Source organism: Kineococcus radiotolerans SRS30216 = ATCC BAA-149, assembly GCF_000017305.1.
Classification (GTDB): Bacteria; Actinomycetota; Actinomycetes; order Actinomycetales; family Kineococcaceae; genus Kineococcus; species Kineococcus radiotolerans.
In genome coordinates this window covers 4,326,057-4,348,426 of the sequence record NC_009664.2, presented here as the reverse complement: position 1 = coordinate 4,348,426, position 22,370 = coordinate 4,326,057, and the positions used below count along the sequence as shown (strand labels likewise).

The window sequence follows — 22,370 nt, the reverse complement described above, 5'->3', positions numbered from 1 at the left end:
GCGCGGTCACGGGTCGACGATCGCTGAACCGGCGCGGGGACGCGTCGTCGAGGCGGAGTACGAACGGCTACTGCGGGCGCAGTAGGCGAGCGTGGAGCGGTGGCGTCCTGCACGGTGACGCCGAACCTTGTCGCGTTCTCCCCGATCACCAACCCGGCACCGTGTGCAGGGTCGGCGACCATGACTGCGGCACCCACGCCGGTATGCCCAGCACCGCCACGCACGCCCACACCCCGGCCAGGCTGCACAACCCACCCAGCAGGCTCAGCGCCGAACGCCAGAGCCACGACAGGCGGGTGTAACGGTGCGCGACGTGCTGGAGGATCAGGAGGAGGCGTTCCCGCAGGCGGCGCGCCCAGAGGAACCTCGTGCTCAGCAGGGACAAACCCCCGAAGACCACGACCCAACCCGGCCCGGGCAGCGGGACCAGGATCAGTCCCACGGCGACCGTCGCGAACCCCAGGATGGCCAGGATGAACTGGTAGAGCTGCTTCAGCACGGGACGGGCCGCGATGCCCGCCCGCAGCGCAGCTGCGGCTCGCCGGGTAGAGCTGACCCGGGATCCACCGCTGCGGGGGTGGGCGTCGACGACGTGGTCGTCCGTGTGGTTGTCGGGTCGTAGCGCGTCGATCGACATGGTCAAAGAATCGGCGCCGAACGCCAGCGGGTCGTCGTCCCCGAGCAGTAGGGGGACGTCACCCCGGGGCATCAGGTCAGTGCGGCACGGGCGCGTCGGGCAACCGCTCCTCGGCTTCGCCCGGCTGATCCGTTCTCGCCCTTCTGGACGAACGACGACGAGCGGGCAGGTTCTGGTGGGAACCTGCCCGCTCGCCTGCTCGTCCGGCTCGGGGATCGTTCGTCTTTGGGCCGATCAGCAGCAGATCCTGGACGAGCATGACCTGCTCGCTGCCTGGCCCTTCGTGCTCCTCAGTCGTTCTGACGGCCACGGGTAGTTGGCGCCATCTCGATCACGCCGTCGCGGCTCGCTGCGCTGGCGGGGATGGCGGGCCCAGCAGCCGTAGCGGTCGCGGCGACCGGAGCCGGTGCGGGGGTGGTCTCTCCCTCGATGGAGACGCGGGGGGTGATGCGGTCCGCCCAGCGGGGGTAGGACCAGTTGCGGTCCCCGATGAGGTGCATGAGAGCCGGGATGACGGTCAGGCGCAGGATGAACGCGTCCACCAGGACCGCGACGGCCAGGCCGACCCCGATCTCTGCGACCACGCGCTGCCCGGCGAAGCCGAAGGCGATGAAGACGCAGAACATGATCACGGCGGCGGTGGCGATGACCTTGGTGGTCTCGGCCATCCCGACGCGGACGGCGCGGGCGTTGTCGTGGGCGTGTTCCCACTCCTCCTTCATCCGGCTGACCAGGAAGACCTGGTAGTCCATGGCCAGGCCGAAGAGGATGCCGATGCCCAGGACCGCGACGAAAGCTTCGATGGGGGCCCCGGTGCCCAGCTGCAGGACCTCGGTGATGTAGCCCTGCTGGAAGCCCAGGACGAGGACGCCGAGGCTGACGGCGAGGGTGACGAGGTTGCCCAGCGCGCCGATGAGGGGGATGAGGATGCTGCGGAAGGCGATGACCAGCAGCAAGAAGCCCAGGACGGCGATCAGGGCGAGGAAGACCGGGATCTTGGACAGGGTGCCCTCGGCGAAGTCCAGGCCGCTGGCGGTGGACCCGCCGACGTAGACCTCCAGGCCGGTGCCGGACTCCGCGGCGGGAATGACGTCGTCGCGCAGGGTGTCGAGCAGGTCGGCGGTCTCGGCGGCTTGCGCGGTGGTGCTCGGGTAGACGGTGGCGGCCGAGATGGCCTGCCCGGTAGCCGGCGCGGCGCCCACGCTCGCCACCCCGTCCAGGGTGCCGATCCGGGTCACGAGGTCGTCGAAGGCCTGCTGGGTGCTGGCGTCGGGGGTCCGCCCGACCACGACGAGGGAAGCGTCGAAGCCGTCGCCGAAGCCCTCGGACATCATCGCGTGGTACTGGTAGGTGGCGGAGTCGGTGGGGTCGCTGCTGGCGTCGTTGGCGCCCAGGCGCAGGCTCACCGCCGGGGCGGCCAGAGCCACCATGACCAGCAGGCCGAGGACGGCCAATCGGATGGGGTTGCGCTGGACCAGGCCGGCCCAGCGCCGGGCCGCGCCGCGCTCGGTGGTGTCGGGGGTGGTGGGGCCGGTGGTGGCCAGCTGGCGGCGCTGACGCTTGGACAGGACCCGCAGGCCCAGGAGGGAGAGCATCCCGGGCAGGAAGGTGATCGCGGCCAGGACGCTCATGACCACGGCCACGGCGGCACCGCGGGCCATGGCGGTGAGCAGGTCGATCTGGACGATGAAGACGCCGAGCAGGGCGATGACGACGGTGGCACCGGCGAAGACGACGGCGCGTCCGGAGGTGTTCACCGCCTCGGCGATGGCGTCCTGGACGCTCTTGCCGGCCATCAGCGCGTTGCGGTAGCGGTTGACGATGAACAGGGCGTAGTCGATGCCGACGCCGAGGCCGACGAGGGAGCCCATGGTGATGACGTTGGCGGACAGCGTCATCACGTTGGACAGCAGCAGGATCGACAGCAGCGAGGTGCCGACGCCCATGACGCCGGTGATGATCGGCAGCAGCCCGCCCCACAGGGAGCGGAAGACGATCAGCAGGACGATCAGGGCGGCGAAGATGCCGGCGCCCTCGGTGCCGCCGCTGGCCCCGACCTCGCCGGCGAAGGCGTCGCCGCCGACGGCGACGTCGAGGCTGGAGGAGTCCAGGCCGGAGGCGATCTCCTCGATCTGCGCGACGCTGTCCTCAGAGGAGAGGGTCACCGTGGCGTAGGCGGTGTCGGCGGCGGTGTTCAGCTGCGCGGCGCCGGCCTCGGTGTAGGGGACGACGACCGCCTCCACCCCGGGCAGAGCGGCGATCTGGTCGAGGGCGGCGGTGACGTCGGAGACCACGCTCGGGTCGTCCACGCCCACCCCGTCGGTGTGCCAGACGATGGTGCCGGCGGTCCCAGCGGAGTACAGGCCGGCTTCGGCCATCAAGGCGGAAGCGCGGACGGAGTCGCTGTCGGGGACGTTCGTCTCGTCCGAGAAGCTCGTCCCCACTCCGAGGGCGGCGGTGGCCAGGGCCACCAGGGCCAGCAACCACCCCGCCACCACGGTCCAGCGCCGGCGGGCGCACCAGCGTGCGAGAGCAGACATCGTGTTCCTCCTGAAAGATGGGTGGGTCCGAGCACAGCGACGGGCCGGCGAGACTCCTCGAGCATCGACCGAGGCGGTGATTCCCACGTCGTCCCGCTGCGGTCATCGCGACTACTGCGTCGGCAGTAGTCGCTGACCGCCGGTCCCCGGCGGCCGGGGTCGGCCTGACGCCGGCTCAGGGGTGCCGGGCGGCGATGGTGACGGGGAGGCAGTTGCGGGCGGCGGCGGTGGTCACGTCCACGACCGAGGCGGCCAACACCTGAACCACCCCGTCGTCCTCGTCCTGCACGTGCGCCGACATGCCGCGAAAGCGCAAGACCTCCACGAGCAGGTGAGGGTGGACGGCGACGACGGTCAACACCGTGACGGGCCCGCCTCCGCCTGTGGGAGCAGAACCCGACGGTGCCGCACCAGCCGAAGCCGTGTCATCACTCGACGAGGTCCCCAACTCCGTGGTCATGCCGTTCACCCTGATCGCCGGGCGCCACGCGTACGTCGTCCCCTCGCAGTGCCCGGGCCTGCTGCGACCGCAGCAGACCCGTCGTGCGGCAGAGTCGGTCGCGCTGGCCGCACCAGCGGTTCCCCCACGTACTGCGGAAGCAGCAGGCCAGGACCAACCGCCTGCACGACGACCTCCACCGCCAGCTCAGCGAACCTCGCAGACATGACCAGTCAGTCGCAGTCCCGCCCCGGCACGACCCAGCGCCTGCTCGCACTGCCCACCTCCCCGCCGGTGGCCTCACCGGGACCCACCCCCACCGGCCGAGCCGCCCTGGTGGTCAACCCGACGAAGTTCTCCGGCGAGCAGGCTTTGGCCCGGCTGCGTGCGGACGTCGAGCGGGAGTTCTCCCGGTTCGGGTGGGAGATGGTGTTGTGGTTGCCAACGACCGCGACCAGTCGCGGCCGGGACGAGGCTCGCCAAGCGGTCGAGGCCGGCGCCGACCTGGTGCTGGTGGCCGGCGGGGACGGCACGGTGCGCGTGGTGGCCGAGGTGCTGCTCGGAACCGACGTTGCGATGGGACTGCTGCCCTGCGGCACGGGGAACCTCCTGGCCCGCAACCTCGGCATCCCCCTGAACGACGTGGCTGCGGCTGTGCGTACCGCCTGCCTCGGGACCGACGTCGCAGTGGACGCCGGTCGACTGGAGGTCGACCGCGATGGAGAAGGCACGAACGTCGAACACCACCTGTTCCTGGTGATGACCGGCATCGGGTTCGATGCAGCCTTGATCGCTGGCGCCGGGGAGGACCTGAAGCGGAGGTTCGGCCACGTCGCCTACCTGGCCTCCGGGGTGCGCGCCCTCCGGGGCCCGTGCGCCAGGGTCACCGTCCGGGCTGACGGTGGGGAGAGCTGGACCCGCGCCACCCAGGGCGTCACCGTCGGCAACTGCGGGCAGTTGACGATGGGGCTGGCCCTCATGCCCGAGGCCGACCCGTGCGACGGGGTGCTCAACGGTGTCGTGCTGCCACCTCGTGACCTGGTGCAGTGGGCACGGGCGGTGTGGTCGGTGGCGGTGGGCGTTCCGGCGCCGCACCTGCTGCCGCGGCTGGGAGCGCGGGGCCTGGAGGTGCGCAGCGACGTCGCACTGCCGGTGCAGGTCGACGGTGACCTGGTGGGCCGTGCCCGGTGCATCCGCCTGTGCACCACCCCTGCGGCGCTGCGTGTGCGCCGGCCCTCGGCTCACCGCGTCGAAGGGCACGTGGAGGAGACGAGGGCGCCTTCCACCGCTGACTTGAGACTCGCCAGTTGAGGGCCCGGGCAGAGAGGACCTGACAGCGGCTCGGAGGCCCTTGGTCGGCATCCAAGCAGCGGATTCAGGTCCGACTGCGCCCCGTTGCACACGGGCGGACCGGCACGAAGAACGGATGAGCATGGATGACCGATCACCCGGGTCTCCCGCGCAGCGCCGCCGATCAGCTCCAGTGCCAGCTCCACGACGTGCGGGCGCAGCGCCGGCAGTGACTCAGCCCCGCGCAGCCAGTGCCGGTGTCGTCCATCGCGATCATCGCCCCGCGTGCGGACCTGCACCGGCACCGCCGGCGGACCCGCCTGGTCGGGAGCCTGGGGGTGCTCGGTCAGCTCCCGCACCAGACGGGACAGGTCGGCGTGCGTCAGCAGCGCGGCTGCGACGACCGCCGCGGGCTCGCCCGAGGGGTGGCGGGGCGGCGTGCATCCCCTCCCACCGGTCAGCACCCGGTTCAGCTGGTCCTGCCCGGCCAGGGCCGAGCCGCGGCACCGTCCAACTGCCGGGAGATCTCCTCCACGATCCACGTCTCCAACGCCTCCACCTCCGCGGGGGTCGCGAGACTGGCGTACCGGGGAGATCGGCTCAGACCTTCCAGGTCGCGCAGGCAGGCCCGCCACCGTTCGATCAGCACCAGGTGCTCCGGCAGCCGGGGGTAGGCCAGGTCGATGCGCTCACGCCCGTCCACCAGGGCCTGCAGAGCACGCGCCTCCACCGGCGTCAGCCGCCCGTACAGCGCGTCCAGCATGGCCCGCACCCCCTCGATGACCCCGGCCACATCGGTGCGCTCAACCGGCGCGCCCAGGACCATGACCTGCAGCTCCCGCAGCACCGCTTCCCGGTGCTCACGCATCCGCACCCCCAGCGCTACCGGGTAGTCGAGCAACCACAAGGCCGCCGCCCCGGAACCGGCACCCGCCGGTCCGTCCTGCTCCGATCCACCGGGTCCCGGCTCGTCGGGTCCCGCCCCGTCGAGCTCCGGTGCGTCGGGCCGGTGTGCGTCGGGCCCCCGCCCGTCGGGGCCCCGTCCTTCGGGTTCCGGACTGAGCAGTTCCGCCACCGCGTCGGCCCACTGGGCGGCCAGGACGGGGTCCACCTCGTCGAGACCGTGCACGGCCAGATCGTCGAGGTCAGCCGCATCCGATGACGCGGTCAGGGACGGTGAGGTCCTCCTCGGCTCGGGCGCCGCGTCCGCTGCACCGGCACGCCGCAGGGTCAGCTCGCACCAGACGTCCTTGCCGCCTGCGCCACTGGCAGCGTCGGTGCTGACCTGCGCCCCGTGCGCACGGGCCAGAGCACTGATGAGGGTCAGACCCCGCCCCGTGCCCGCGCCCAGCGTGTGCGGCACCCACCGCGGGAGGGTCGGGGAGCCATCACGGACGGTCAGGCGCAGCCGCTCCTCACCGCCGACGAGGAGCGTGGTGACGGTGAGGACGATCCCGCTACCGGCGTGGAGGACGGCGTTGGTGACCAGCTCGCTCACGCAGACCTCGGCGTCGGCGAGCACCGCCTCGGACACCGCCTCGGGCACCACCCGCGACGCCGCCTGCGAGGCCGCAGGGGAACGATCCGCCAGCACAGCGCGCAGGTGCCGGCGCGCCGCCGCCACGCTCGCGGCGGTAGCGGGCAGGGGCACGCTCGCCTGCACTCCGACGGTCCCCGCGCTCGTGCCGGTTCGCACGGCGGTACCCACGTCGGCGCCCTCATCGGCGTTCCCACCGGCATCGGTGCCCGCGCCGACCTTGGTGCTCACGGGAGCGGTTCCCACGTCATGTCCTGGACACTCCCCATCCGCAGGCAGGCACACTGTCATGCAGCATCGAACACATCACACCCACTCATGACGACTCAGAGTAATCACACCGGCGGTGTGCACCTGCCGCCACTCCCACCCCACGGCGAGCGCCCGGGCAGCCTGGAAGGACGAGCCGGCGAGTCAGCGGGTCGGCGGTCGGCTCTGCACTGCGCGGGTCCTGGTCACCCCCACGTGAGCCGGTCATCCGCGTCGTGGCGTCACCCCGCGTGGCAGAACCGGGAGGGTCGGGGAGCGCAGGAGCCCACGGCCGAGCCCGCGGCACACCACGACCGCGCAGTACGTCGTGAGGCGGGCGGCGACCTGCGGGTCCTGCTCGCCGTAGGACCGCTACCCCCGGCACGCGATCTTGAGACCTTCCACCACCGCCTGCGCCGCTTCACGGCCCGCCCGGGTCGGCACCAGGGGGTAGACGTGGACTTGACCGAACGCTTCGTGGAAGTCGACCTGAACACCGGCGCTGCGGGCCTTGGCCACCAGCAGGTGAGCATCGGGGTTGAGGATGTCGCGCGTTCCGCTGAACACGCTCAACGGGCCCAGCCCCGTGAAGTCCCCGAAGAGGGGACTCACCACCGGGTCGGTCATGGGGAGCTCGCCCCGCCAGGCGTCGGCGAAGAAATGCCCCCCGGGCCGACCCAGCCACGGGTCCGAGGGCTGCACCTGCGGGATCCGGGGATTGCTCCACGTCAGGTCCAGCGCAGGAGAGATCAACACGGTGCGGGGCAGGACGATGCCTGCATCACGCAGCCGCAGCGTCGCCGACAAGGCGATCTGCCCGCCGGCGGAGTCACCCGCCAGGCACGTCGGCCCTCGGGTGTCGAAGCTGCGACGCACGAGCTCGACGACCCACTGCCCCACCTGCGCCGCGCTGCCGTAGGGGAGCAGCGGGTAGATCGGGACGGTGACCGTCACCCCCGCCTCGGCGGCGATGTCAGCCGCCAGCTTCCAGTGGTGCGGGGAGATCTGGTTCACCCACCCCCCACCGTGGACGTAGACGACGCCTCCGGTGGGTGCGGCTCCGGTGGCCGGGGTGAGCGTGTACACCGGCCAGTGCCGGTCGTGGGCGACCTCGAGGTGCACGTCACGCCGGAGCCACCGTGGAGGCCCGTAGGAGCGGGGCCGCAGGATCGTGTCCTGCAGTCGCTGCCGCGCCCCCTCGGCGGTGGCGTAGGGCCGGTTGGCCCTGCTCAGGCGCAGGTACAGGGGAACCGCACGGTCCGGAAGATCGATCATGGTGCGCAGCCCTCCTCGACAGGTTCGACACAGCGCAGTCTGCCCCAGTGCCCGGTCACGCCTGCGGAGCCGGCCGTGCCTGCAGGCTGTCCACGTCTCCAGACAGCACCCGGGTCCTCGGAGCGAGCGCGATGCAGGATCACCCCGCTGTCGTGGACGTCGTCAACTCCGGTCCCGATGATGTCCAAGAGATCACCGACCCCGGCCAGAGGGTTCAGCCGTGACTAGACGCGGCGTGGACGGGCCCAGCGATGACATCCGACGATGACGACGGTCCATCGACGAGAGCGCCCGCCAGACCGAGGAGAGCCGTGCCCCAGCTGCTGAGAGTGCAGAACTTCACCGTCTCCACCGACGGCTACGGCGCCGGGGACGGCCAGAGCCTGCAACGGCCCTTCGGCCACGCCGACCCCGGCGTCCTCATGTCCTGGGTCTTCCCCACCGCCAGCTTCCCCGGCCGCACCACCCCCGGAGGTACCCGCGGGCTCGACGACCACCTGGCCCGGGCCTTTCACCACGACATCGGCGCCGAAATCATGGGACGCAACAAGTTCAGCCCCCACCGCGGACCCTGGACCGACCACCGGTGGCGAGGCTGGTGGGGTGAGGAGCCACCCTTCCACACCCCCGTCTTCGTCCTCACCCACCACCCGCGCCCCTCCTTCACCCTCGCCGACACCACCTTCCACTTCGTCCAGGGATCCCCCGCCGAGGTCTTGGGCCAGGCCCGCGCGAGCGCCGGTGGGAAGGACGTCCGCCTCGGCGGGGGCGCGCAGACCATCCGCGCCTTCCTCGACGCCGACCTCATCGACACCCTGCACGTCGTGGTCGCCCCCCTCGAGCTCGGCTCGGGTACCCGGCTGTGGGCCTCCCCGGACGAGCTGGACGACCGTTTCCACCACGACGTCGTCCCCAGCCCCAGCGGAGTCGTGCACCACCTGCTCTGGAGACGCTGAACGCTCACCCTCTCCAGTGGAGCGAGGAACCCCGAGCCGGTGAACGATCGACGATGAGCGCCCAGGAACGTACGAACCTCACGGGCATCCGGCGATGGGTACGCTGCGGCTGGCGGGCGACGGCGTCGGGGTCTCGTCGAAGAGTTCGGTGAGCGCCCGGGTCACCCCAGGACCGCGTCCGCCTCGACCTCCACCAGCAGACGCGGGTCGATGAGAGCACTGATCTGCACCATGGACGAGGCGGGGCGGATGTCGGCGAAGAACTCACCGTGAGCGCGGCCGACCTCCTCCCACCGGGTGATGTCGGTGACGAACATGCGGGTGCGCACCACGTCGCCCAGGCCCGCCCCGACCTGCGCCAGGGCGGCCTCGATGCGCCGGATGGCCTCGCGGGTCTGCTCGGCGATGTCGTCACCACCCACGGGGGCACCGTCCGGGCCGGCAGCGGTGGTACCCGCCACGCTGATCCAGGATCCGACACGCACCGCACGGGAGTAACCGACCAGCGGCTCCCACACGGCGCCGGACGAGACGACTTCACGATCGGACACGCTCTCGATCATGCCTGTCCGGGGCCGCCGGCGCTGCCCTGCGCGGTCGTCCCGCGTTCGGCGCGGCGCTGACCTGACCCGAGACCCACGACGGCCGCCGGGCTCGTCAGCCCGCCAGGCGCACGGGAACTACTACTGACCTCGTAGTCGCCGTGAAGCACGGGATGCACGACCTCGCGGGCCCCCCGCGGTACGAGCGGTCGTCGATGGCCGACGCCGTTCCACGGGCACGGCAGCCGGAGGGGACCAGCGCACGAGCGACTGGATCCCGGATGCGCGTCGCGGAGGCTCCCCACCGGCGCCCCGCGGGTCGAATCCACCCTCAGGTAAGGTCAGCCTCACTCGATGGCGACCCCTCAGGAGCTGACCCCCACCATGACCCGGTTCCCCTCTGCCTCCCGACGCGCCATGCTCCTCAGTGCTCTCGGCGCGGCCTTGACGACCACCGCCTGCGGGGCGTCCGACGAGGACGCACCCGCCTCCGACCCGGGGACCCCCAACCCCGACACGGGCGCCGAGACGGGCGCCTTCCCCGTCACCATCACCACGAAGTTCGGGACGGTGACCGTCGAGGAAGCACCACGACGGGTGGTCGCGCTCGGCTGGGGCGACGCGGAGACCGCGCTGGCCCTGGGCGTGCAGCCCGTCGGCGCCTCGGACTGGCTGGCCTTCGGTGGCGACGGCGTCGGACCCTGGGCGGCGGGCCGCTACACGACACCACCGCAGATCATCGGCACGCTCGAACCCTCCTACGAGGCCATCGCCGCCCTGCGACCGGACCTCATCCTCGACGTCAAGAGCTCAGGCGACCAGGATCGTCACGACACCCTCGCCGCCATCGCCCCCACCGTGGGCGTCCCCGTCGACGGGGACTCCTACCTCACCAGCCGCCGGCAGCAGGTGACGATGATCGCCCAGGCACTGGGACGTCCCGAGGAGGGTCGGCGTCTGGACGCCGCCGTGGACGAGGCATTCGCGGCCGCCGCCGCTGCCCACCCGCACTGGCGAGGGCGCACGGCCAGCGCGGCTGCGCGCACCAGCAGAGGTTGGGGCGCCTACGTCGAGGCGAGCGAACGCGTCCAGTTCCTCCAACGGCTCGGGTTCGTCCAGAACCCGCAGATCGCAGCCCTGCCCGTCAGCGGCAGCGGGTTCACCGTGGACCTCTCCCCCGAGCGCCTGGCGGTCCTGGACGCCGACGTGGTGGTCACCTTCCCGATCTCGGTGCCGGTGGACGACATCACCGACGACCCGGTCTGGCAGGCGCTGCCCGCCGTCACCGACGCCCGCGCGGTGATCCTCGACGCCGAGGTCTCCAGCGCCTACTCGCTGAGCAGCGTCCTGTCCCTGCAGTACGCCCTCGACGCCCTCGTCCCCCTGCTCGAGAAGGCCCTCCCCCGGTGAGGACGACGGAACCTCCACAGCGCCCCGCCCGAGCAGAGCAACCAGCGGGACTGAGGGCGACCGCTGAGATCGACCTCGGTTTCCGTCCCGGTCCCCGGCTCCGTTCCGTCCGACGTCTTCGCTCCAGGCGGCAGGTGGCGTCGAGGCATCCCACCCTCAACACCCGCGTGAGCGCGCGAAGGCGCCGGCCAACCGCCTCACATCCTCGTCCGGCATCCCCCGCAGCCATCGCCGGCGCACGTAGCCCTCGATCGGCAGCCGGATCGAGGGCTCATCGTCCCAGCGTCCCGCCACCTCGATGTCCACCACCTCAGACCACGGAACCAGCGGCCCGAACCGCAGGAACGAGCGGATCCGCACCCCGTCTGCGCTGAAGGCGATGGTGGAAGGCCGGGTGAGGAGGATGAGCACGAGAACAGCGCCGATGAGGACCGGAACCAGCCCCAGGACGACACCGGCGAGGTCATGCCGACCCTCCCAAACCCGGAAGGTCGCGGACCCGGTGGTGGCCGCGAAGCAGCCGGTGACCAGCCGCCGGAACAGGCTGGAGGAGCGCAGGACGTAGACCGGCTCCACCCCGGTCGAGTCCACGCCGGGAGGGGTGGTTCCGGGCGTGAGGGGGTCAGGTCCTCGGCTGGGTTCTCGGCTGCTCCCGTGCACTCCCGCAGCCTGCCAGCAGCGCGAGCAGCGGCGGAGACGGCGTCGAGCCGCCGGGGCAGGGCCAGCTGAGCCATCACCGCGAGTCCGCCAGCCCTGGCCGAGCCGCGGTTTCCCGATCACCTGGCTGTCACGACTGTCCGCTCCAAACCCTCACCGCCCGCCACGGGTCGAAGCACGCGGCTCACCGGGCAACCGCGGCATGCGCTTGCCCGTGTTGATCAGCTCGATGAGCTTCGCCGTGTACGGCACCTGGTGCGCCGCGGCAGCACGACGCAGCAGGTCCACCGCCTGCCGGGAAGCGGCCCGGCCGAAGATCGGCAGGTGCGCGATCTGCGCCGGCGCGTTGGGGCCCGGGGTGTCGAAAGGACCACCCCGCAGCCGCAGCACCGGCCCGCTGCCGGCGTACGGCCACGACGACCCCTGCCAGGACACCTCCAGCACATCAGCCCACGCGTACGTCTTCTCCCCCCGCCGGGTCACCACCACGATCGCCTGCTCCTCCAGCCGCACGGTGTCCAGACGGTGGCGGGCCACGGCGTACACGACGCACGCTGCGCTCAAGGCCAGCTGGCCGCTGAAGTACAGCAAGGCGAACCCGTCCCCCGGGCTCAGCCACCACCCACCCGCAGCCAGCAGCAGGAACGCGAGCGCCCACAGCAAACCGCGGCCCACACCACCAGCGCCCAGGACCACCGGCACCGGCGGCAGTCCACCGCCGCCGCGAGGCCCGCCGGCGTGCAGGTGCCCGCTGCCCCGCAGGTTCTCGCTGCGCTGCTGCTCGAGCTCCGCGGGATGGCCGAGTTCCGGGTCGTGCCCCTCCGGGGGGTGTGGGGGCGGATCGAAGGTCACGGCCTCATGCTGGCTCCTGCGGCGGCACCGTGGTGTACCGTCACCCGTTCGCACTAGTGCCTCCACGAGCAGACCCGCCAGCCACTGATCGCCCCGCCCGTCATCAGGCACGTCACTGGGTACGTCGCTGGGCACGGAATCGTCCTCGCCCGTCCGAGCGCGCACTGTGCGTTCCCCCTGCACAGCGGCCTCCTCGCCCACCAGCGGCGACGAGGTTCGGCCCTGCATCCTGCCGCTCCACGCCGTCGGCCAGGCGTCTCGTGCAGCGCCCGGTTCCATCAGCGGCCTGGCAGCATGCCCGCGTGAGCCTCGACGCGCTGCTGGCCTTCGCCGCCCTGTGCCTGCTGCTGGAACTGACGCCCGGCCTCAACACCTTCCTGGTCCTGCGCCACAGCCTGCGCGAAGCGCGCACCCCCGCCGCAAGGACGTGACACTCAACACCGACTCCTCCGCCGATGCTCGAGCCGTGCGCTGCGATGCCTCGTCGGTGGCCCTTCATCGACGACCAGCTGTGTCAACGCGAGCGCAGCATCCGCCCCGTCGCAGTCGGTTCGACCTCCAGAGCAGCAGGTCATCGCCGAACCGCTCCGCCGTGATCGTCTCCGCGTCGAGTCGGCAGTAGACCGCACCGACCGCGGACGCGGAGTCCAGCTCCTCCACCCGTTCCCTGCCACGGCTGCGCAGACCGGCGTCCGCACTCCTGGCGAGCACGACGAAGCCCACTCCAGGGTCGGCGGGCACACCGGCACGACGAACCGCTGCACCTTCAGCGATCTACCGGTCATGACGAGAGGTGGACGTGATCAGCTGTCACGGCATCGATGAATCATGGACTCGTCCCTAGTCTCACGATCATGGCCATCGACCCGTCCCCGCTGACCTCCGAGCAGACGACCGCCGCCGTGCGCGACGAACGCCACCGACTCGCTGACTGGCTGATGCCCCTGAGGCAGGAGCAGTGGAGTACGCCGTCGCTGTGCACCGCCTGGACGGTGCGCAACGTCCTCGCTCACCTGACCACCACCACACGCCTGACCGTGTCGAAGGTCGCACGCGAAGCGATCAGGGCTCGCGGCTCCTTCGACCGCATGGAACTCGCCATGGCCGCGGCCCGCGCCGAGCGCTACAGCACCACCGAACTCCTCGAGCAGTTGCACGACAGCGCCGAGTCCACCCGCCGCTTCCCCGGCAGCAGCCCCATGGACCCGCTGATGGACCTGGTCATCCACGCCCACGACATCGCCCGCCCCCTGCAGCTGACCTACTCCTCACCCGCTCACGTCGTCACCGCCTGCCTGACCCACGCCATCGGCAACCGCTTCATGGGCGCACCCCAGCGCGTGAAGGGACTCCATCTGGTGTCCACCGACTCCCCGTGGGAGCACGGGTCCGGCATCGAGGTCCAGGGACCGGACCGCGACCTGCTGCTGGTCGTCTCAGGACGGCCTGACGGCTTGAACACCTTGAACGGCCCAGGAGTGCAGACACTGCACGAGCGACTCCGGGCCGCGTGAGCGGGTGTGCGGCACGACCTCACGGTCATCCCGCGTTGTGCGCGGTCCGACGCCGGCGTCGTCACGCGCTCAGGCGCTATCGACCTGCCGGTAGTGCTCGACCGTCGGGAACGGGTCGTAGAAGTGATGCAGCAGCCGCTTCCACTCGTGATACTGCGCCGAGCTACGGAATCCCTTGGTGTGATCTTCCAAGGTGTCCCACTGCACCAGCAGGAGGTAGGCGTCCGGGCGCTCGAGGCAGCGCGACAGCGTCAGCCGCTGGAAGCCAGGCATCGCCGAGATGATCGTCTTGGCCTGGGAGAAGGCCACCTCGAAGTCGTCGGTCTGGCCAGGTCGGACATCGAGGACGGCCTGCTCGAGGATCATGGCCTTCATCCTCACCGCTTCGCATCTCAGCGCTTGAGGCGGGTCGGGCGAACGCACGGTCGTCCCGCGCTCAGCGCGTGATCACGAGGCACGGCCATGACGAGGTCCACGCACCTGGCCTGACTGGTACCAGAGCGGTACCATGCGTGCATGGCGATGAACCTCCGGCTGACCGACGACGAGGCCGACGCCCTGCGCCGCCGCGCCGAGCAGGAGGGCCGCTCCATGCAGGAAGTCGCCCGCGCCGCCATCGGCGAGTACGTCTCCGACCGTCCCGCTCGCCTGCGCGCGGCCATCGACCGAGTCCGCACCGAGGACGCCGAACTCCTCGCCCGCCTGGCGCGGTGACCCAGCCCGAACCCCCGCTCGACCACCTCTCCACCGAGGACCTGCTCGAGATCGCCGCCGGCGTCGTCGAGGACGTGCAGGTCCTCGACCTGGGTCTGCTCGCCTCGGCCGCTGCCCGTCCCCGCACCACCGTCTTCGGCCGCGAGGCCTATCCCACCCTCGCCGACAAGGCCGCAGCCTTGATGCACTCCCTGGCTCGCAACCACCCGCTGGTCGACGGCAACAAGCGCCTGGCCTGGTCCGCGACCCGCGTCTTCTGCCTGCTCAACGGCACCGACCTGGTCATGCACGTCGACGAGGCCGAGCAGATGGTGCTGGCCGTGGCCGCCGGAGAGCTCGACGCCGCGGAACTGGCGGCGGTGATCAGCCGGCACCTCGCGTAGGACGCACGACCACTCCGTGCTGTGGGCGGAGCAAACGCGATTTCACGGTCATCCCGCGTTGTGCGCGGTCCCGGGTGGCCGGTAAGGACCTCACATGGCGAAGTGAGGATGTTGCAGCGAGGGCCTGGGGCGGGTGCCAGTCTCAGTGGACCAGGACACCTGAGCCGGAAACGAGGACCAGATGACACAGGGCTTCATCCCTGAGCGCGACGAAGCAGGCAACGAGAACTGGGAGGTGCTGCGCGTCGACCTGGGCTTCGAGGTGCCTGACGACGTACTGGACGACGCCCCGTCTTGGCGAGCTCGCACCCCCCGGAGGTACGCGGACTACCGCCCGTTGGAAGGACGGGACATCGTCGACTTCCTCCTGGACAACGGCGTCTCGGTTGGCGCCCACGACCTGACGATCGCCGACTGGGCAGCCCGCGACCTCGACCCCGCCACACTGCTGACTCTGCTTTCGTGGGTGCGCCGCGCCACCGCAGGTCCCTCGGCGTAGTGCTCGCTCATCCCGCGGTGCGTGCGAAGCGCACGGTCATCCCGCAGACATGGCGCTGTCGTAGCGGCGTCCGCCGCAAGCTTCGATGGCAAGAAGGATCACGATGACGTCCGCGGAAGTCATGCTGAGGTCATGGCCGCAGTACCCCACCTCGAGGTCGACCTCAACGACGAAGAGCGCCTGATGCTGAGCACCGGCCTCGCCGAGTGGGGCGGCTCAGCCCACCCCACCGAGGAGCTGGCACGCCTGATGGGCTTTCGCGACGTCGCCGACCTGCACGAGCGCAGCCCGCGTCTTCTCCAGCGCTTGACGGAGCGTCAGCCGCTGACCGGGCAGGACCTCCAGCAGCTCCTCGCCGTCACTGAGCTGGCCTTCGTCAGCGACCGCTGGGGGTCGGGGCTGGACTGGGAGATGGTCAGCCCCCTGGGTGACCAGCAGACCATCACCGTCTTGAGGTCACTGCAACGCAAGCTCAGCCGCACCCAGCACAACACCTGACCAGCGGTCGCCCCTGGCGACTTCACAGTCATCCCCCGATCCGGGCGCGGTCATGCAGGGTCGATGATCTTTGGGCTACACCGAGAAGCGGACGATCGCGGCGGTCCTGTCACCATCCTCCAGTGGACATGCGTGAAGCCGCCCGGGTCTACTGCTCCCTCGTCGGCGAAGAGGACGATCAGGGCAGTCGGGACGAGGACGCCGCCTTCGCCCACCGACTGCTGACCGCCCTCGCCGACGCCGTCGCCTCGGCGTTGCGCCTGCCCGAGGTCGAACCCAGCGACGCGGAATCCCCGGTGGCCGTCTCCCACGAGCAGTGGCACGCCTGCTACCGGCGCATCGGGCAGCGCATCGGCGCCGGGGCCGGCTGCTGCTGGGAGGCGTCCTACCCCTTCGCCGAGGACGAAGCCCAGGCCGGCGTCGGTCTGGGTGACTTCGTCGACGACCTGGCTGACGTCTGGCGGGACCCCGAGAACGGGCTGCTGGCCCTCGACGCGGGGATGAGCCTGAACGACGTGCAGTGGCAGTGGCGTCAGGACTACTGGACGCACTGGGCCCACCACGCCGCCGGAGCCACCCGCGCCCTCCTGCTGCGCTCGACCGACCGCGGGCACCCTTCACCGTGATCGGACTCGGCTGCGTCCCACCGTGCGACCAACCGGCCGTGGGCGGGACCGCGCCGGCGGGGAAGCGGCCCCGGTCTGGCGAAGTGTCCGCGAGGAGGTGCACCGGGCGCCGGGTGCGGGCCTCCACCGGTCTGATCGGGTCCGCACGCAGCACTCCGAGGGTTGTTCAACGATCCGTCTGCTCCCGCGCGGGGACGGCTCATCGGTGGGCAGCGAGCAACTGCCCCTCGGCGCGGTCGAGGTAGGCCGCGAGCAACCGTCCCGCGCGACCGCGCTCGCCTGCTTCGAGGTGGTCGGCGATGCGTCCGTTGTCCTCCAGGTACGGCTCGTGGAACGGGCGCGGGTCGGTCACGACGACGAACGCCAGCCGCAGCTCGGCCAGCAGGTGGCGCATGCTGTCGTCCATGCGCGGGCTGCCCGCGAGCGCGACGACCGCGGAGTGGAAGTGGTTGTTCGCGGTGCCCACGCCCTCCCAGTCACCGGCCCGACGGGACGTCCGGCCCTCTTCGACGGCCTCGCGAGCTCGTTGCAGGGCAGAGGGTTCGTGGGGCCCGTCGATGGCGGCGAACTCCAGCACGCGCCGGAACCGGTACACGTCGACGACGTCCGCGGCGGTCAGCGAGCGCACGAAGACGCCGCGGTGCAGCTCGTGGCGCAGCAGGCCCTCGCGGACCAGGAGCCGGAACGCCTCGCGCAGCGTGTTCCGTGAGACGCCCAGGGACGCGCTCGTCGCGTCCTCCGGCAGCCGCGTCCCCGGCACCAGCGCGCCGTCGGCGACGAGGTCCCGCAGGGCCTCCGCGACCCGGTCCGCGCCCCCGCCGGCGACCAGGGCGCGGCCGGCGGAGCTCAACCGCTCCGGCAGTCGCGCGTCACCGTCCGGCGCCGGGGAGTGCATCTGCGAAACGTAGTCGAAACAGCAGGACCATTGCCAGGTCGTTCAACAACTCGCTAGCGTCGAGGCCGTCCGCTCGTCCCACCCCCACCTGGTGAGGTCACCGTGGCCCTTCCTCCTCGTCCGCCCCGCACCGGCTGGCGCACCGCCGTCCTCGGTGCCTCGGCCACCGCGCTCGTGCTGGGCGGTGCCGCGGCACCCTCCGCCGCGCAGAACGCCCCCGCCCCTGCCCCGGCGTGCGCCGCACCGTCGACCGTGCTCACCGTCGAGGAGTCCCGCCTCGGTCAGCCGCTGGTGCCCGGAGGGGAACCCGCCTCCCAGCAGTTCCTGCGCGCCGCCGGTTTCGACGGCCTCGTCGCGGACTTCTCCTCCCGGCTGTGCGCGGCGACCACCCTGGAGCAGGCGCAGGACCTCGTCCGCAGCAGCGGCCAGGGGTTGTGGGACACCGCCGTCGCCCGCGCCCAGGGTCGCCTGCAGAGCGGCACGATCGACCGCTACGACGACCGGCCGCTGTACTGGGCGCGCACGTCGATGAGCGCGGCGCTGCGCGCGCTGGACGCCACGTACCTGGAGAGCCCGTTGCAGCGGCAGGCCCTGCTGCACCTGCTCGACCGCACCAGCCGCGGGATCTCCTCGGTGGTCTGGTCGCAGGAGGAACCCGACGCGACGCGCGTCGTCATCAGCGGTTTCGACACGTACAGCCTCGACGCGAGCCTGCGCAACTCCAACCCCTCCGGGGCCAGCGCCCTGCAGTTGGACGGGCGGACGGTGCAGACCGCGCAGGGTCCCGTCACGGTGGAGGCCGTCGTCCTGCCCGTCAACTACACCGACTTCGACCAGGGCGTCGTCGAGGACGCGTTCGGGCCGGTGCTGGCCACCGGCGAGGACCGCACCGACATGATCATGACGATCAGCCAGACCGGCCGCGGCAAGATGGACATCGAGCAGTGGGCCGCCAACGCCCGCGGCGGCTCTCCGGACAACAACCGCAACCAGCAGTTCGGCCCGGTCTCGCGGCCCTCGCACTGGCCGCAGCCGTACGACTCGCCGGAGTGGATCGAGACGACCCTCCCGTACGAGGCGATGATCGCCGCCGGGACGGGCCCGTGGCCGGTGCAGCTCAACGACGGCATCTGCGAATGGCCGGCCGGGACGTGGCCGGAGCCGACGGCCCTGCAGTGCGGGGACGACCCGACGCCCGGCAGCCGGGCCGGGTCGGGCCCGGGGGGCAGTTACCTGTCGAACGAGAGCATGTACCGCTCCAACCGGTTGCGGATCGGCATGCAGGCGTGGGACGTCCCTGGAGGACACCTGCACGTTTCTGCGCTGGAGTACCCGAGCGACGAGTCGCTGCTCACCGACCCGGCGTTCGAGGCCGATCGGCAGGCCGTCGTCGATCAGACCGTGGCCCTCGTCACCGCCGCCGGCGCCGCGGTCCGCGCCGAGCACCCTGACGCCACGTCCTGAGCACCCGCAGCACTGCGTGATCGCTTCCGATGCCTGGTGAGTGCTGCGCCGACCTCGTCGACCGGCGCAGCACCATCCGCGCACAGGCGCTTCCCGCCACGGCGAGCGCCGTACTCACCGACCGCTCGAAGCCACGAGCCGACTGCCGGGCTCGGCTGATGCGAGCGAGGAGCGTTCCACCACCCGACGCCGAGGTAGGACGTCGGAATCCCACACCGCCCGGGTGCACTCGGCCATCACGTTCGTTCCGGGTCACTGATCGGCGGGAGACCACCGAGTGCGCCGTGGCGACGTCGAGGGTTGCGAGCCCGGTGCACGGCGCACGGGCAGCGCGCGTTCAGCGTTGCCGGTGAACGGAGGCCGCACCCGCGCGCCACGCCCACCGACCGCGACCGCCCCACCTGCTCCTGCGACGGACTCATCTTGCCTTCCCGCCGTCCTGGGCCATGCTCATCCAGTGCCCGACTCCCCCACCGACGACGTGCTGCTCGCCGTCGGCCGCATCACCCTCACCAGCTCCCGCCTGGACCACGCCCTCACCCAGCTGTGGATCACGCTGGACCGCACCGCCCGGGGCAAGAGGATCCGCGGCGGCAAGGGCATCCGCACCAGGATCCGCCGCCTGGCCATCGAGCGCCTCACCGGGCACCTCCTCGACGAGCTCCTGCAAGCCGTCGACACCGCCGAAGACCTCGCCCGCACCCAGCACACCCTGCTGCACCAGGACTGGGCCCTGGCCGGTTCCGCCGGTTCTGCCGGCCCTGCTGGGGAGCCGCGGCGGTCACGGCACTGGCGCCAGGCCCCCGACGGCCTCAGCCGGTGGCGTCCCGCCGCCTCCCCCGCGCCAGCAGCCCCTCCACCTGGATCCGACGTCGACGTGCTGGCCTCGCTGCAGCAGCTGCACGCTCACCTGTCGGAACTGACCGACCGCATCGGCGACCTCACCTGCGGAGTGGCCCGAGCCCGCGACCTCGGTGACCCGCCGGACTGGGACGGCCCCGCCCCCCGAGGGCAGCGGTTGAGGGCGACCTACACCGTCGTCAGTGGCCACGGTGGTGACCATCTCGACAGCGTCGTCCACCGCGCCCACGGTCTCGCCCACAGCCTGGTGCTGACGCTGCCCGAGACAGGCCAACGGCACTCACGCGTGCTGCTGGAGGACCCCCGTCCACCCGACGACCTGCACCAGCCGGAAGCCCCCTCCCCCGCCAGAGCCCTCTCGGGCGTCGGGGAGACGAGCCCGTCGTCCACGTGGACGCCGTCACGATCGAGGGAGCTGCGGGAGTGGTCGGGCTGGTACCGGCTGCTGCCGTGGGCTTCCCCAGTCTCTACAGAACCCATGAGCACCGACGTGCTGGACCGAGCGCTGCAGCGGGCCGGCTGGCACCGCGTCATGCCCTGGACCCACGGCGTCGGCTCATCGCTGTCCACCAGTGTCGAGCGCCTCCCCAACGCCGGGGCAGCACGCGACTGACGTACCCGCTGACGCCTGAGGACAGGCAGCCGCCACACCCGCCCCGGGCGACGTGTCCACCGCTCGGTGCCGACCACGTACCCCTCAACGGTGCGCGCTGCACCTGCGGCGGCCAGGCTTCCCCCGCGGCCTCGGGGGGACAGCAGCCGCGCCCGTGACCCGTGACGACCGGCCGATACCCCGATGGAACGCCCCAGCCAGCGGAAGCGCCGGTGCAGGATGGACATCCAGTCACACCGACGACGTCCGACGGCAGGCGTCCGCTCGCCGACCTCGCGCTCCTGACCTCCACGCCATCCCGGCGGCCCCCCGCACCACCTCGGCAACGCGAGGCCCCAGGTGGTAGCTGCGGCGGGAGCGACGGGCTACCGTCCAGCGGATGCCGGATGCACCCCAGGTGGCGCCGTCGCCGCTGCAGCGAGTTCGCGACCACCTGCACTCCGCGGACCGCGACCGCACCGCGCAGGGGCGGAACCTCACCCCGGCGCAGGCGACACGCACCGCCGACCTGCGGTCGCGCGTCCACGAGCTGGGCCAGGACGCCCTGGCCGCCGGTGACGAGGCCCTGGCGCTGAAGACGCTCTGGCTCATCGACGAGATCGCGGCCATGGACCGGGCCCTCCTGCGGGACCAGGGGTGAGGGCAGGCGCCCGCCACCGCTGCGTCCAGCCGCTGCCGCTGCTGCCGCGGTGAGCTGCAGGATCCAGCACGCGATCGACTCCCCGGCCCTGAGACGGAGCTGACCACCGGACCTCAGTCATCTCCTCGTGGGACGGCCCTTCCGCGGCCGAGGCGGTCCTAGCGGCCCGGGCATTGAGGGGCGTCACGGATCAGCCCTCAGGAGCGCGCGCACCACCCCGACACCGGCGTGCCCGCTCGTCCGCTCCCGCCGGGGCACATCACGCCGAGCTGAATGCCCAGCTGCGTGGACACGCCGTCGTGCGCCGCACCTGAGAGCACCTGGCGGGTTCGCCTCGTGGTTCCTCGACGTTTTCGGCCCCGGCATCGTCGCAGCTCCCAGCTCCCGCCTCGGTCTTCCCGGCTGGTGCGGCCTCACCCCCTCGCCGGCGCCACCACCGCGGCCGAGTACGAGCGGCAGCCTCGCGACATGTCGCCCCCGCCCCGGGCCACCGGCCGCTGGGGCACCAGCCGAGGGAGTTCGACCCACCCCCTCGAGACACCGCGGCCGCGTCTCGTCGGTGGATCCAAGGGGCTGGGCCTCACCGCCTGACGGCGTAGGTGGACTGCACGAAACCGGCTCCCAGGACGGTCGTGGCCCGGTGCTGCAGATCCACATCGGCTCCCAGCCGGCCGAAGAGGGGCAACCCCTCCCCCAGCAGCACCGGGACCGTGGTGATGGTGATCTCCTGGACCAGACCGGCGGCCAGGAAGGACTGCACCACCTGTCCGCCGTCGACGTAGACACGCCGGGCTCCGCAGGCGCTGATCGCGTCCACGGCCTCCGCCACGTCGCGCACGACGCGCACGCGGTCGTCGACGCCGGGCTCGGCGCGGCGGCTGAGCAGGAACACCGTGCGCCCCGGGTAGGGCCAGGCGTCGAAGGTGAGGACCTTCTCGTAGGTGCCGCGCCCCATCACCAGGGCGTCGATCCCGTCGATGAAGGACTCGTAGCCGGTGTCCCCGGCGTCAGCGCCGCGCTCGGTGAGCCAGTCGATGTCACCGTCCGGGCGGGCGATGTAGCCGTCGAGGCTGGTGGCGATGAAGACTGCGCCGGTGAAGGGCGCGGCCCGCGTGGGCGAGCCCGCACCGGGAGGGGCTGCCGCGGCGAGCGTCACCACTGCCGGGGAGGTCGCGGGAGGGATCTCGGGAGACGTCGAGGACGGTGGTGCGGAGGTCATGACTGCTCGCTCTCTGCGCGTGGTGGACGGTCGACGGAGGTTGTTGGACGCCGGCGGACG

24 protein-coding genes are annotated in these 22,370 nt (G+C 71.7%); 13 read left to right on the top strand and 11 right to left on the bottom strand.

Annotation, left to right across the window (positions count from 1 at the left end):
• Positions 1 to 145 precede the first annotated feature (145 nt).
• From KRAD_RS24665 to KRAD_RS20730, 3 genes are all read right to left on the bottom strand, one after another.
• A complete protein-coding gene (locus tag KRAD_RS24665; RefSeq protein WP_012087633.1) occupies positions 146 to 709 on the bottom strand; it encodes a PGPGW domain-containing protein in 564 nt (187 codons plus the stop codon).
• Positions 710 to 927: 218 nt separating this feature from the next.
• Entirely contained in the window at positions 928 to 3,177 is a 2,250-nt protein-coding gene (locus KRAD_RS20735; RefSeq protein ID WP_012087632.1) for an MMPL family transporter, read from the bottom strand.
• A 175-nt stretch (positions 3,178 to 3,352) separates the two neighbouring features.
• Positions 3,353 to 3,538 (bottom strand): hypothetical protein, encoded by a 186-nt coding sequence (locus tag KRAD_RS20730; RefSeq protein ID WP_041292285.1) that lies wholly within the window; start codon positions 3,536 to 3,538, stop codon positions 3,353 to 3,355.
• A gap of 303 nt (positions 3,539 to 3,841) precedes the next feature.
• On the opposite strand from KRAD_RS20730, the gene KRAD_RS20725 reads away from it, so the two are divergent.
• The gene (locus tag KRAD_RS20725; protein ID WP_012087630.1) at positions 3,842 to 4,927 is read left to right on the top strand and encodes a diacylglycerol/lipid kinase family protein; all 1,086 of its coding nucleotides are present in this window, start codon (positions 3,842 to 3,844) and stop codon (positions 4,925 to 4,927) included.
• 448 nt (positions 4,928 to 5,375) lie between these two features.
• Here the strand turns inward: KRAD_RS20725 and KRAD_RS24660 are convergent, their stop codons facing one another.
• Both KRAD_RS24660 and KRAD_RS20715 read right to left on the bottom strand, forming a co-directional pair.
• Positions 5,376 to 6,557 (bottom strand): ATP-binding protein, encoded by a 1,182-nt coding sequence (locus KRAD_RS24660; RefSeq protein ID WP_162145148.1) that lies wholly within the window; start codon positions 6,555 to 6,557, stop codon positions 5,376 to 5,378.
• A 507-nt stretch (positions 6,558 to 7,064) separates the two neighbouring features.
• Entirely contained in the window at positions 7,065 to 7,967 is a 903-nt protein-coding gene (locus KRAD_RS20715; RefSeq protein WP_012087627.1) for an alpha/beta hydrolase fold domain-containing protein, read from the bottom strand.
• 311 nt (positions 7,968 to 8,278) lie between these two features.
• Between KRAD_RS20715 and KRAD_RS20710 the strand changes: the two genes are divergently transcribed.
• Complete coding sequence (locus tag KRAD_RS20710) at positions 8,279 to 8,923, top strand: dihydrofolate reductase family protein (protein ID WP_012087626.1); 645 nt, start codon at positions 8,279 to 8,281, stop codon at positions 8,921 to 8,923.
• A gap of 161 nt (positions 8,924 to 9,084) precedes the next feature.
• Here KRAD_RS20710 and KRAD_RS20705 read toward each other — a convergent pair whose 3' ends face one another.
• A complete protein-coding gene (locus tag KRAD_RS20705) occupies positions 9,085 to 9,486 on the bottom strand; it encodes a RidA family protein (protein ID WP_012087625.1) in 402 nt (133 codons plus the stop codon).
• A gap of 333 nt (positions 9,487 to 9,819) precedes the next feature.
• Here KRAD_RS20705 and KRAD_RS20700 point away from each other — a divergent pair, with 333 nt between their 5' ends.
• Positions 9,820 to 10,875: an ABC transporter substrate-binding protein gene (locus KRAD_RS20700; protein ID WP_012087624.1), complete on the top strand. Its 1,056-nt coding sequence runs from the start codon at positions 9,820 to 9,822 to the stop codon at positions 10,873 to 10,875.
• A gap of 156 nt (positions 10,876 to 11,031) precedes the next feature.
• Here the strand turns inward: KRAD_RS20700 and KRAD_RS20695 are convergent, their stop codons facing one another.
• Both KRAD_RS20695 and KRAD_RS20690 read right to left on the bottom strand, forming a co-directional pair.
• Complete coding sequence (locus tag KRAD_RS20695) at positions 11,032 to 11,466, bottom strand: hypothetical protein (protein WP_157873677.1); 435 nt, start codon at positions 11,464 to 11,466, stop codon at positions 11,032 to 11,034.
• A gap of 219 nt (positions 11,467 to 11,685) precedes the next feature.
• Complete coding sequence (locus KRAD_RS20690) at positions 11,686 to 12,384, bottom strand: hypothetical protein (protein WP_041292283.1); 699 nt, start codon at positions 12,382 to 12,384, stop codon at positions 11,686 to 11,688.
• Positions 12,385 to 12,686: 302 nt separating this feature from the next.
• Between KRAD_RS20690 and KRAD_RS27710 the strand changes: the two genes are divergently transcribed.
• Both KRAD_RS27710 and KRAD_RS20685 read left to right on the top strand, forming a co-directional pair.
• The gene (locus KRAD_RS27710; RefSeq protein ID WP_275263095.1) at positions 12,687 to 12,815 is read left to right on the top strand and encodes a hypothetical protein; all 129 of its coding nucleotides are present in this window, start codon (positions 12,687 to 12,689) and stop codon (positions 12,813 to 12,815) included.
• A 423-nt stretch (positions 12,816 to 13,238) separates the two neighbouring features.
• Entirely contained in the window at positions 13,239 to 13,898 is a 660-nt protein-coding gene (locus KRAD_RS20685) for a maleylpyruvate isomerase family mycothiol-dependent enzyme (protein WP_041292282.1), read from the top strand.
• A 69-nt stretch (positions 13,899 to 13,967) separates the two neighbouring features.
• Here the strand turns inward: KRAD_RS20685 and KRAD_RS20680 are convergent, their stop codons facing one another.
• Positions 13,968 to 14,264 (bottom strand): antibiotic biosynthesis monooxygenase family protein, encoded by a 297-nt coding sequence (locus KRAD_RS20680; protein ID WP_041292281.1) that lies wholly within the window; start codon positions 14,262 to 14,264, stop codon positions 13,968 to 13,970.
• Between the two features lie 150 nt (positions 14,265 to 14,414).
• On the opposite strand from KRAD_RS20680, the gene KRAD_RS20675 reads away from it, so the two are divergent.
• From KRAD_RS20675 to KRAD_RS20655, 5 genes are all read left to right on the top strand, one after another.
• A complete protein-coding gene (locus tag KRAD_RS20675) occupies positions 14,415 to 14,612 on the top strand; it encodes a ribbon-helix-helix protein, CopG family (RefSeq protein WP_012087618.1) in 198 nt (65 codons plus the stop codon).
• The gene (locus tag KRAD_RS20670) at positions 14,609 to 14,995 is read left to right on the top strand and encodes a type II toxin-antitoxin system death-on-curing family toxin (protein ID WP_012087617.1); all 387 of its coding nucleotides are present in this window, start codon (positions 14,609 to 14,611) and stop codon (positions 14,993 to 14,995) included. The genes KRAD_RS20675 and KRAD_RS20670 overlap by 4 nt, the downstream gene beginning before the upstream one ends.
• A gap of 181 nt (positions 14,996 to 15,176) precedes the next feature.
• Entirely contained in the window at positions 15,177 to 15,494 is a 318-nt protein-coding gene (locus KRAD_RS20665) for a hypothetical protein (protein ID WP_012087616.1), read from the top strand.
• 132 nt (positions 15,495 to 15,626) lie between these two features.
• Positions 15,627 to 15,992, top strand: a complete 366-nt coding sequence (locus KRAD_RS20660) for a hypothetical protein (protein WP_041292280.1) — start codon at positions 15,627 to 15,629, stop codon at positions 15,990 to 15,992.
• Positions 15,993 to 16,120: 128 nt separating this feature from the next.
• On the top strand, positions 16,121 to 16,618 hold the full coding sequence (locus tag KRAD_RS20655; RefSeq protein ID WP_238985864.1) for a DUF5063 domain-containing protein: 498 nt from the start codon (positions 16,121 to 16,123) through the stop codon (positions 16,616 to 16,618).
• A gap of 199 nt (positions 16,619 to 16,817) precedes the next feature.
• On the opposite strand, the gene KRAD_RS20650 is transcribed toward KRAD_RS20655, so the two are convergent.
• A complete protein-coding gene (locus KRAD_RS20650) occupies positions 16,818 to 17,513 on the bottom strand; it encodes a GntR family transcriptional regulator (RefSeq protein WP_012087612.1) in 696 nt (231 codons plus the stop codon).
• A 102-nt stretch (positions 17,514 to 17,615) separates the two neighbouring features.
• On the opposite strand from KRAD_RS20650, the gene KRAD_RS20645 reads away from it, so the two are divergent.
• From KRAD_RS20645 to KRAD_RS20635, 3 genes are all read left to right on the top strand, one after another.
• A complete protein-coding gene (locus KRAD_RS20645) occupies positions 17,616 to 18,977 on the top strand; it encodes a C15 family peptidase (protein WP_012087610.1) in 1,362 nt (453 codons plus the stop codon).
• Between the two features lie 457 nt (positions 18,978 to 19,434).
• Entirely contained in the window at positions 19,435 to 20,451 is a 1,017-nt protein-coding gene (locus KRAD_RS20640) for a hypothetical protein (RefSeq protein ID WP_041292278.1), read from the top strand.
• 379 nt (positions 20,452 to 20,830) lie between these two features.
• On the top strand, positions 20,831 to 21,091 hold the full coding sequence (locus tag KRAD_RS20635; protein ID WP_012087607.1) for a hypothetical protein: 261 nt from the start codon (positions 20,831 to 20,833) through the stop codon (positions 21,089 to 21,091).
• A 580-nt stretch (positions 21,092 to 21,671) separates the two neighbouring features.
• Here KRAD_RS20635 and KRAD_RS20630 read toward each other — a convergent pair.
• Positions 21,672 to 22,310, bottom strand: coding sequence for a dihydrofolate reductase family protein (locus tag KRAD_RS20630; RefSeq protein ID WP_012087606.1), 639 nt, complete (start codon positions 22,308 to 22,310; stop codon positions 21,672 to 21,674).
• Positions 22,311 to 22,370: the final 60 nt, after the last annotated feature.

Excerpts from the sequence above, each read along its gene's own strand:
- KRAD_RS24665 (WP_012087633.1), bottom strand. The coding sequence starts at position 709 with ATGCCCCGGGGTGACGTCCCCCTACTGCTCGGGGACGACGACCCGCTG.
- KRAD_RS20735 (WP_012087632.1), bottom strand. The coding sequence starts at position 3,177 with ATGTCTGCTCTCGCACGCTGGTGCGCCCGCCGGCGCTGGACCGTGGTG.
- KRAD_RS20725 (WP_012087630.1), top strand. The coding sequence starts at position 3,842 with ATGACCAGTCAGTCGCAGTCCCGCCCCGGCACGACCCAGCGCCTGCTC.
- KRAD_RS20715 (WP_012087627.1), bottom strand. The coding sequence starts at position 7,967 with ATGATCGATCTTCCGGACCGTGCGGTTCCCCTGTACCTGCGCCTGAGC.
- KRAD_RS20705 (WP_012087625.1), bottom strand. The coding sequence starts at position 9,486 with ATGATCGAGAGCGTGTCCGATCGTGAAGTCGTCTCGTCCGGCGCCGTG.
- KRAD_RS20700 (WP_012087624.1), top strand. The coding sequence starts at position 9,820 with ATGGCGACCCCTCAGGAGCTGACCCCCACCATGACCCGGTTCCCCTCT.
- KRAD_RS20685 (WP_041292282.1), top strand. The coding sequence starts at position 13,239 with ATGGCCATCGACCCGTCCCCGCTGACCTCCGAGCAGACGACCGCCGCC.
- KRAD_RS20680 (WP_041292281.1), bottom strand. The coding sequence starts at position 14,264 with ATGATCCTCGAGCAGGCCGTCCTCGATGTCCGACCTGGCCAGACCGAC.
- KRAD_RS20675 (WP_012087618.1), top strand. The coding sequence starts at position 14,415 with ATGGCGATGAACCTCCGGCTGACCGACGACGAGGCCGACGCCCTGCGC.
- KRAD_RS20665 (WP_012087616.1), top strand. The coding sequence starts at position 15,177 with ATGACACAGGGCTTCATCCCTGAGCGCGACGAAGCAGGCAACGAGAAC.
- KRAD_RS20660 (WP_041292280.1), top strand. The coding sequence starts at position 15,627 with ATGGCCGCAGTACCCCACCTCGAGGTCGACCTCAACGACGAAGAGCGC.
- KRAD_RS20655 (WP_238985864.1), top strand. The coding sequence starts at position 16,121 with ATGCGTGAAGCCGCCCGGGTCTACTGCTCCCTCGTCGGCGAAGAGGAC.
- KRAD_RS20650 (WP_012087612.1), bottom strand. The coding sequence starts at position 17,513 with ATGCACTCCCCGGCGCCGGACGGTGACGCGCGACTGCCGGAGCGGTTG.
- KRAD_RS20635 (WP_012087607.1), top strand. The coding sequence starts at position 20,831 with ATGCCGGATGCACCCCAGGTGGCGCCGTCGCCGCTGCAGCGAGTTCGC.
- KRAD_RS20630 (WP_012087606.1), bottom strand. The coding sequence starts at position 22,310 with ATGACCTCCGCACCACCGTCCTCGACGTCTCCCGAGATCCCTCCCGCG.